This is a genomic window from Christensenella sp. (assembly GCF_034927525.1).
Lineage (GTDB): Bacteria > Bacillota > Clostridia > Christensenellales > Christensenellaceae > Christensenella.
Genome location: NZ_JAYFPU010000132.1, coordinates 1 through 9,249 on the forward strand (window position 1 = coordinate 1; position 9,249 = coordinate 9,249).

General features: G+C 52.2%; 8 protein-coding genes. 4 read left to right on the forward strand and 4 right to left on the reverse strand.

Going from position 1 to position 9,249, the window contains the following annotated elements; translation table 11 throughout:
- The 4 genes from VB081_RS05290 to VB081_RS05305 form a co-directional block, all read left to right on the forward strand.
- A partial coding sequence (locus VB081_RS05290; RefSeq protein ID WP_323399794.1) for a glycyl radical protein occupies positions 1–2,225 on the forward strand: 2,225 nt, incomplete at its 5' end.
- 138 nt (positions 2,226–2,363) lie between these two features.
- Entirely contained in the window at positions 2,364–3,218 is an 855-nt protein-coding gene (locus VB081_RS05295; RefSeq protein WP_323399795.1) for a LicD family protein, read from the forward strand.
- Between the two features lies 1 nt (position 3,219).
- Positions 3,220–4,212: a glycosyltransferase family 8 protein gene (locus tag VB081_RS05300; RefSeq protein WP_323399796.1), complete on the forward strand. Its 993-nt coding sequence runs from the start codon at positions 3,220–3,222 to the stop codon at positions 4,210–4,212.
- A 10-nt stretch (positions 4,213–4,222) separates the two neighbouring features.
- Positions 4,223–4,708, forward strand: coding sequence for a hypothetical protein (locus VB081_RS05305; protein ID WP_323399797.1), 486 nt, complete (start codon positions 4,223–4,225; stop codon positions 4,706–4,708).
- 61 nt (positions 4,709–4,769) lie between these two features.
- Here the strand turns inward: VB081_RS05305 and araA are convergent, their stop codons facing one another.
- The 4 genes from araA to VB081_RS05325 form a co-directional block, all read right to left on the reverse strand.
- A complete protein-coding gene (gene araA / locus VB081_RS05310; protein ID WP_323399798.1) occupies positions 4,770–6,248 on the reverse strand; it encodes an L-arabinose isomerase in 1,479 nt (492 codons plus the stop codon).
- 1 nt (position 6,249) lies between these two features.
- Positions 6,250–6,951, reverse strand: a complete 702-nt coding sequence (locus VB081_RS05315) for an L-ribulose-5-phosphate 4-epimerase (protein WP_323399799.1) — start codon at positions 6,949–6,951, stop codon at positions 6,250–6,252.
- A complete protein-coding gene (locus VB081_RS05320) occupies positions 6,944–8,614 on the reverse strand; it encodes a ribulokinase (RefSeq protein ID WP_323399800.1) in 1,671 nt (556 codons plus the stop codon). The genes VB081_RS05315 and VB081_RS05320 overlap by 8 nt, the downstream gene beginning before the upstream one ends.
- A 16-nt stretch (positions 8,615–8,630) precedes the next feature.
- Positions 8,631–9,249, reverse strand: a 619-nt coding sequence (locus tag VB081_RS05325) for a substrate-binding domain-containing protein (RefSeq protein ID WP_323399801.1), incomplete at its 5' end; no start/stop codon positions are given.

Below are 9,249 nucleotides of genomic sequence, written 5' to 3' on the forward strand. Positions count from 1 at the left end.
TGCTGGTCGGCAACCAGGCCAGCACACCGCGCAGCGCACCTGTTTTTCCGGAGTTTTCGATCAACTGGATCCTCGACGAGCTCGACGGAAAGCCCATGCGGCCGGACGAGCGGCAGGGAGACCGCTTTGTCATCAGCGAAGAACACGAAAAAAACATTCGTGACTTAGCGCCCTTCTGGAAGGGTAAAACACACGCAGAGCATTGCGAAAAGCTTCTTACGGACGACATCCGCGATACCGGCGCGATCGGCGCGGTCGATTCATACTGGCTGATGAACGGCGCAGACGGGCACCTGACCGTGGACTTGAAGCGCGTGGCCTATGAAGGACTCATTTCCTTTAAAACGCAGGCGCAGGAAAAAATCGATTCGTTGGATATGTCCGTGCCCGACGATATGACGCAGCTGCCATTTCTTCAGTCGTGTATCATCCTGTGCGACGCGATCACCGCCTTTGCGCACCGCTACGCCGCCCTTGCAAAAGAGAGGGCAGAAAAAGAAAGCGACCCGCAGCGTAAGGCGGAGCTTACAAAAATTTCAGATATCTGCAGCCATGTGCCGGAGCATCCCGCGCGCACGCTCCACGAGGCGCTGCAAGCCTACTGGTTCATCAACATGGTCATCCAGATCGAGAACAACGGGCATTCCTATTCGCTCGGCCGTATGGATACCAATTTATATTCCTATTACAAAAACGATCTGGAAACAGGCGAGCTCTCCTCCTCTGACGACGCTGTAGAGCTTCTAAGCTGCCTGTTCCTAAAGCTGTTCCAATTGAATAAAATATTTACGTTTGATAACCAAAAGTCGTTTTCCGGCTACCAGCTGTTCCAGAACATCACGATCGGCGGGCAAAATAAAAACGGCCACGACGCGACAAACGAGCTTTCCTACCTGATCTTAGAAACACAGGCCGCGATCCGTTTACACACGCCCTCCGTATCTGCGCGTTACCACGACCGTGTGTCCAACAGGTTCATCCAGTCGTGCCTCGACTGCATCCGCTTAGGTGGCGGCCAACCGGCGTTTTACAGTGATGAAATCTATATCCCCGCCCTTGTCAACCGCGGCATGTCCGTGGAAGACGCAACGGAATATTCTGTCGTTGGGTGCGTGGAAGCGGTATGCGAAGGCAAATGCGGCCACCGTCCCAATGGCTCGGGGCTCATCAACTTAGGTAAGATCGTAGAGGTCGCTTTGAACAACGGTGTAGACCCGAAAACAGGCATCTGTCCGCATCCCGGCAACGGAGACCTGACCACGTTTCAAACGTTTGACGAGGTGTTCGACGCCATCAAACAGTTCAGCGCATGGTACATCCGCGAGCAGGTCATCTGGGACAATATTATCGACAAATGCACCGAGCAATACATCGGCGACCCACTCGTCTCCATGCTCATAGAAGATTGCATCGGGCGCGGGCGCGGCCTGAAGGAAGGCGGCATGTATTACGATTATGCAGGGCCTGAATTCATCGGTACGGCAAACGTGGGAAACTGCCTGGCAGCGATCAAAAAAGTTGTTTTTGAAGACCAGTCCTTAAGCGCACAGCAGGTCATGCACGCAATGCGCACGGATTTTAAAGATACGCAGACCTCGCCCACAGGGCCGGAGGTGCAGCAATTGTTGCTCAACGCACCGAAATACGGCAACGACGACGATTACGTGGACGACCTGACAGTGGAATACTTCCGCTTCATCTGCGAAGAGATCGTAAAATACAAGACGACGCGTTACGGGCGCGGGCCCATCGGCGCGATGTGGCAGCCGTCCACCAGCACGATCTCCGCCAACGTTCCCTTCGGCGCTATGGTGGGAGCAACACCGGACGGGCGCGTGGCGGGCGAACCGTTAGCAGATACGACAGCCCCTATGCACGGCACAGATACGCACGGCCCTACCGCTTCGCTAAAATCGGTCAGCAAGCTGCCCACCGTACTCGTTTCGGGTGGCGCGCTGCTCAATTTAAAGCTCAGCCCCTCCTCTGTGGATACGGAGACAGGGCGGCAGAAATTCACATCCCTCGTGCGCACCTTCTTAGGAGATTTGAAAGGGATGCACATCCAGTTCAACATTGTCAATGCAGATATACTGAAAGAGGCTCAGAAGGAGCCGCAGAAGTATAAGGACCTGATGGTACGCGTGGCGGGCTACAGCGCGCTGTTCGCACCTCTTGACCGCGATCTGCAAAATGATATCATCGCAAGAACCGAGCATGTTTTATAGAAACAAACTATCACCTAAAAACCCCTTTTTAAAAAGGGGTTTTTAGGTTACCGCGATTTACATTGCTGTCTTGAACTCACCGCATAAATAACATATAATAAAACCGTTGTGCAAGAAAAAATGATTGGGGTTATCAATATGGCAAACGAATACGATCCGCAAACCTTAAAACGTGTGCAGGGCGTGATTCTTGATATTTTTAAGGATTTTAAGGTTATCTGCGAAAAGCACGGCATTCCTTACTTTGCATTTGGGGGTACCGCCATCGGTGCGATTCGCCATCATGGCTTCATCCCGTGGGACGATGATATCGACGTATGTATGTTGCGAGAAGACTATGAACGCTTTCTCACCGTTGCACCGGGCGAGCTTGATGGAAAATACGACCTTCTCACCATCGAAAATACAGACGGCTACGTCCTGCCCTTTGCCAAGTTATCCAAAAAAGGAACTGTGTTTTTAGAGGCGACAGACACAAACAGGACGTATACGTCAGGGATATTCCTCGATATCTTTCCGTTCGATGTACTTGCGGCGGATGAGCAAAAGAGGGCAAAGCAGATCAAAAAAGCATGGTTTTGGGCGCGCATGTGCGTGATGCAAGAGTATGGCGAGGTAAAGCTTCCGGGTTCCCTCGTCGGCGCCAAGCGCTCCGCCGCTTCGGCTGCCGTGCATATGGTGCATGGCGTGCTCAAGCTGTTCCACGTTTCCAAGGCTTCCTTATACCGCCGCTATTTAAAGGCGACGCGTATGTATGAGGATGTCGATGATACCTATGTGACAGACTTTTCCGGTATAGAGCCTGAAAAGATATATTTTGCAAAATCCGATCTTTTTCCTCTTCAGGAGATGCCCTTTGAAGATACGACGATCAGTATGCCGCGTGACCCCCACCCGCATCTCACACTGCAATTTGGCGATTATATGACCTTGCCACCCGAAGAAGACCGGAAGAACCATTACCCGGCGGTACTGAAGTTTGGAGACGAATGACATGAATGTATTTTATACGACAGACGATAATGTTGTGCCGCAGGTTGCAGCTTCCATATGCTCTGTATTCGAAAACAACAAGGAGATGCCAGCCATTTCCATTTACGTTGCGTCCATGGGCGTTACCCCTGAAAATCAGGAGAAGCTACGCCTTTTTGCAGAACAATATGGGCGGGATGTCTATTTTGTCGAAATTCAGGACTTATCCTCTTATATTGACTTTGCTTTTGATACATCCGGCTGGAATAGCATCGTCCTTGCACGCTTGGTATTGGATAAATTGTTGCCCGAAAATATCGATCGGATTCTGTATCTTGATGGGGATACCATCGCGCGCGATAACCTGACAGACTTATGGAATACAGATATGGAAAAATGCGTGATCGGAGCTTCGATCGAGCCTACGACCAGCGTTGCACGGCGCGAGTCGCTCGGCATGGGAGAGCATCCATACTTCAATGCAGGCGTGCTGCTCATCGACCTGAAAAAGTGGCGGAAACAGAAGATCGGGCAGCAAATACTGGAATATTACCGCCAAAAAGAGGGAAAGCTGTTTGCAAACGACCAGGATGCAATTAACGGTTCGCTTGCCGGTGAGATATACGTACTCTCGCCACGCTATAATTATTGCAACACCTTTGATTTTTATCCTTACCGGACGCTTAAAAAGCTTACATCCCCCGCACCTTACATCTCGGAGCAGGAATATAACGACACGAAGGTGCATCCGGCGATCATACACTATCTCGGCGAGGAACGCCCGTGGCGGGCAGGCAACACGCATAAGTACGCTGCGGACTTCAAGCACTACCTCGCGTTAACGCCGTGGGCGGATACGCCAATGGAGGAGGGCTGGGGAACGTACTTTAAGTGTTTCAAAGTATTCAATACGGTGACCAGGCCCTTTCCCATGCTTCGGTACAAAATTATAGATTCCCTGATCCCCGCTTTCATGCGGCGACGTGCAAAGCAACTAAAGAAACAAAAGACATGAGGTGACAACATTGAAAAGATCGATCATTGCAAAAGCACTGTGCCTTCTCCTGGTGATTCCCTTGCTCGTTTCCTGCTCGCAGAAAATACCTGCGTCGCAAATCGAGCAGGCTACGATCCAGGAATTCCATTATTCGTTCGGCAGCTATTTCGGCGGCTATTGGGACTATACCATCGTAAATGCAGACGGAAAGACCGTTCTTACCGCCAGTGGCAGCAACGGCGTAGACTTGTCTGTAGATAGTAAAATTCCTTCCGAAGCGCTTGACGATATCAAGACCATTTTGGCGCAGCAGGATATCGGCGCGTGGAATGGCTTTAGCGAGCGTGACGACGGGGTCATGGACGGTTACAGCTTTAGCCTGTCCGTATTGTTTTCCGACGGCAAGACGCTTAAAGCGGACGGATACATGAAATATCCCGCCAATTATGAAGCTGGCAGCAAGGTGCTGGCGGAATACCTCGAAACGCTCAGCGCTCCCTACAACGCGCAATAAGATTTCGGCAATTAAAAAAAGGACGCGCACAGCGTCCTTTTTTGTTGTCATAGCTTTTCGCTTATTTCATCTGCCACATCATATCCGCAAGCGCCAGATCGCGTTTAAAATCATTGATATCGATATCTTCACCAATATGCACGAATTCAATACCCGCCATTTCCGCATAATCGCGCATATGCTCTGCACCCAGCGCATAGCTTAATACCGAATGGTGCGCGCCCCCCGCAAGGATCCATGCCTTTGCGGACGTGCGCAAATCCGGCAACGGCTTCCACATCGTGCTTGCCACCGGTAAATTGGGCATCTTCCCAATCGGCTTCACACATTCCACATCCGCCACGATTAGGCGCATCCTGCCGCCCATATCGATAAGCGATGCGGTGATCGCCTTTCCTGCGGCAGATTCAAAGATCATTCTCGCCGGCGCTTCCCGCTCGCCGATGCCCAGCGGACAAACGTCGATGCGCACCTTGCCCTGCGCAATGCTCGGGTCTACCTCCAGCATGTGCGCACCCAAAATCAGCTCGTTGCCTTCCTCAAAGTGATAGGTATAGTCCTCCATGAACGCCGTTCCGCCAGTGAGGCCAAGGCTCATGCGTTTCATGATGCGTTGCAGCGCGGATACCTTCCAGTCGCCTTCCCCGCCAAAACCATAGCCGCTTTCCATCAGCCTCTGGCAGGCAAGTCCGGGCAGCTGACGGAGCCCCCACAAATCCTGAAAATTTGTCGTAAACGCGCCAAAGTTTCCATCTTTTAAAAACCTGCGCAACGCCGCCTCTATTTTGAGCTGATAGCGTATCGCCTCAAGATTGGTGCTCGGCATCTCATATTTCTCGCTGCACTCCACAAACAAAGCGTCTACTTCCTCGTCCGTGATCTGCTCCATTACCGCCACAAGGTCTCCCACACCGTGTGTATTGACCGACCAGCCCAGCCGCAGCTGCGTCTCGATCTTGTCGCCCTCCGTCACGGCCACATCGCGCATATTGTCGCCAAAGCGCACCACATTCAGATTTTGTCCTTCCGCGATGCCCACAGCGCTTCTCGTCCACGCGCCAATTTCAGCAGTGACCGAAGCATCCTTAAAATATCCGACCACTACCTTGCGTACAAGGCGCATACGCGTGGCGATAAAACCATGCTCACGGTCGCCGTGCGCACTCTGGTTTAAGTTCATAAAATCCATGTCGATCTCGTTTAAGGGGATCGTCCGGTTATACTGCGTATGCAGATGCAGCATCGGCTTGTTTAAAATGCCAAGCCCCTTGATCCACATCTTAGAGGGCGAGAAGGTGTGCATCCATGTCATGATACCGATGCACTTGTTGTCATAATTCGCTTCCTTGATCGTATCATAAATCTCGTCCGATGTTGTGACCAGTTCTTTGTATACGATCTTCGCCGGAATATCGTCCGCCGCGTCGAGAAACGCCACCATTTCCTTTGCGTGCGCCCTCGCCTGCCGGAGCGTTTCATCGCCGTACAGGTGCTGGCTGCCTGTTATAAACCATATTTCATATTGCTCGAATGCTTTCATATCAGCCCTCCTGCTTTTGTCCATAATAGGCGCCCTTGCCATGCTTGCGCAGGTAATGCTTATCAAGAAGTTCTTGCGGCATTGCCTCCATTGCGCCGCCCATCACCGTCTCACCCACAAAAGCCATCATCGCCACTTCGTCAAGCACGACCGCCTTCTCCACAGACTTCGCCGCGCTCTCCGCCCATACGAACGGCCCGTGGCTCTTGACGAGCACCGCGTTCATCAGCCCCGGATCGATGTCCTTGAATGTTTCCACGATCACATTACCCGTGTTCCATTCATATTCGCCCCTGATTTCTTCGTCTGTAAGCGCACACGTACACGGCACTTCGCCGTACAAATAGTCCGCGTGCGTCGTACCATAGGCAGGCAGCCCTCTGCCCGTCTGCGCCCATGCTGTCGCCCACCGCGAATGCGTATGCGTGATGCCGCCAATGCTTTCAAAGTTTCTGTAAAGCACGATGTGCGTGTCCGTGTCAGAGGACGGGTTCAATTTCCCCTCCACGACCTTTCCGTCAAGGTCGACCACAACCATGTCCTCCGGCTGCAATTTGTCATATTCCACACCGGAAGGCTTGATCACAAAGAGTCCCTTTTCACGGTCAATGCCGGAGACGTTCCCCCATGTAAAGGTGATCAATCCATATTTCGGAAGAAGCATATTTGCCTCATATACTTCCTGTTTTAATTGTTCAAGCATCTTGAACGCCTTTCTTGATTTCTTTTAAGCGTTTCATCACATCGTTGCCGCCCGTGCCGAAATAATCGTGCAGCATGCTATATTCCGCGTAAAGCTTATCATAAGTCTTCGCGTTTTCTTCATTGGGCAAATATGTGATATCCTTGAGTTTCCCCATCCTGCGCGCCGCATCGTAAACGCTGTCATACCCGCCGTTTTCTTTTCCCGCCGCGACCGCGCCAAAGATCGCCGCACCAAGCGCCGGCCCTTGTGCGCTGCCTGATATCTTGATCGGTTTTTTGATGATGTCCGCATATATCTGCATGGCAAATGCGCTCTTTTCAGCAATGCCGCCGGACGCATAGAATTCGTCCACAGGCACGCCATGCTCTTCGAAGTTCTCGATGATCTTGCGCGTCCCATATGCCGTCGCTTCCACCAGCGCGCGATACATCTCCTCCGGCTTTGTCGTCAGCGTCATGCCGAGCATCATACCCGTCAGGTCTACGTCCACCAACACAGAACGATTGCCGTTCCACCAGTCGAGCGCCAGCAGGCCGCTTTCGCCCGGCTTTTGCTCGCCCGCTTTTTTCTGCAAATAGACATGGATGTCCATGCCCTCCACTTTCGCTTCTTCAAAATACCGCGGCGGTACGCAATTGTTGACCAGCCATGCAAAATGGTCGCCCACGCACGACTGCCCCGCTTCATATCCCACGAGCCCCGGCATCACGCCGTCCTCCACATAACCGCAGATTCCCGGTACGCTGCATTCGTCCTCGCACATCAAAATGTGGCATGTCGAAGTGCCCATGATGGCAAGCATCTTGCCCGGGCCGTCAATACCCACCGCAGGCACGCACACATGCGCATCCACGTTTCCTACCGCCACGGGCGTACCCGCGACGAGGCCTGTCTTTTGTGCCATTTCTTCCGTGATGCCGCCCGCGCGGCTCCCAAGGGGCAGGATATCCGTACCCAGCTTTTCTTCCACCACGTTTTCAAGCCGCGGGTCGAGCGCCGCAAAAAATTCTTTGGACGGATACCCATCCTGCTTATGCCAGATCGCCTTATATCCCGCACAACAGGAATTGCGCGTCTCTTTTCCCGTCAGCTGCCACACCAGCCAGTCCGCCGCCTCGATGAAGCGATCCATTTCCTCATATACCTCCGGCGCATCGGAAAGTATCTGCCAAATCTTAGGGATCACCCATTCGGATGATATCTTGTTGCCATAGCGCGTCAACCATTTTTCCCCGCGCGCCGCGGCGATCTCGTTTAACTTGTTCGCTTTGTCCTGCGCCGCATGATGCTTCCACAGCTTCACATACGCATGCGGGTTATCTTCAAATCCATTCAGGAAACACACGGGTGTACCGTCCGCTTTGACAGGCATCACAGTACAGGCCGTGAAGTCCACGCCTACGCCAATGATGTCATCAGGCGAAACGCCGCTTTCGCGGATAACGACGGGCACCGTCCTCTCGATCACGTCAAGGTAATCCTGCGGGTGCTCGAGCGCAAAATCCACGCCCAGCTTTTTCCCTCCCGGCAGCGCCTCATCCATCACCTTGTGCGGATAGTCATATACGCTTGTCGCGATCTCCTCGCCCGTTTCCACGTTCACCAACAGCGCGCGCCCTGAAAGCGTGCCATAATCGATACCAACAGAATACTTTGCCATTTCGTTCTCCTTACCGTTACTCTGATATTTTTTTGATAGAGCTTCTCTCGCGAATAAAAGAAGACATATAACAGCAAACGCGTTCCTCACGGATCTCCTCCGGATTCCGGATCAGTGCAAGCAGCCTTTTTGCCGCCTCGACCCCGACCTGTTCCTTTGGATGGTTGACAGACGTCAGATCGTTGCCGTTGATCTTTGCGTCAACGGAATTATCAAATCCGGCGACCGATATGTCGTCAGGAACCGTCCTTCCTCTCTTATTCAGCTTATGAATGAGCCTTTTGGCTACAAAATCATTGTAACATACAAGGGCGGTGCATGGATCGATCGCGGAAACAAAATCCTCCTCAAGCATATCCATCTTTTGCGGCGTACGCGTGGTATTGGAGGAATCGTACCAGCCGACATAGTTTTCGTCTATCTCGATCCCCGCCTCCATCAGTGCGTCCACATATCCGGCATAACGCCAATGACCCTGCTGATCGTCGAACTTGAAGTATCCGGCGATTTTTTTATGGCCTGCGCCGATCAAAAGGTTGGTGATCTCGTGCATCCATTTCCTGTCGTCCAGCAGCACGCACGTACAGGCAAAGTCCTGATAATAATTGTTGACAAATACGATGGGTACCTTATTT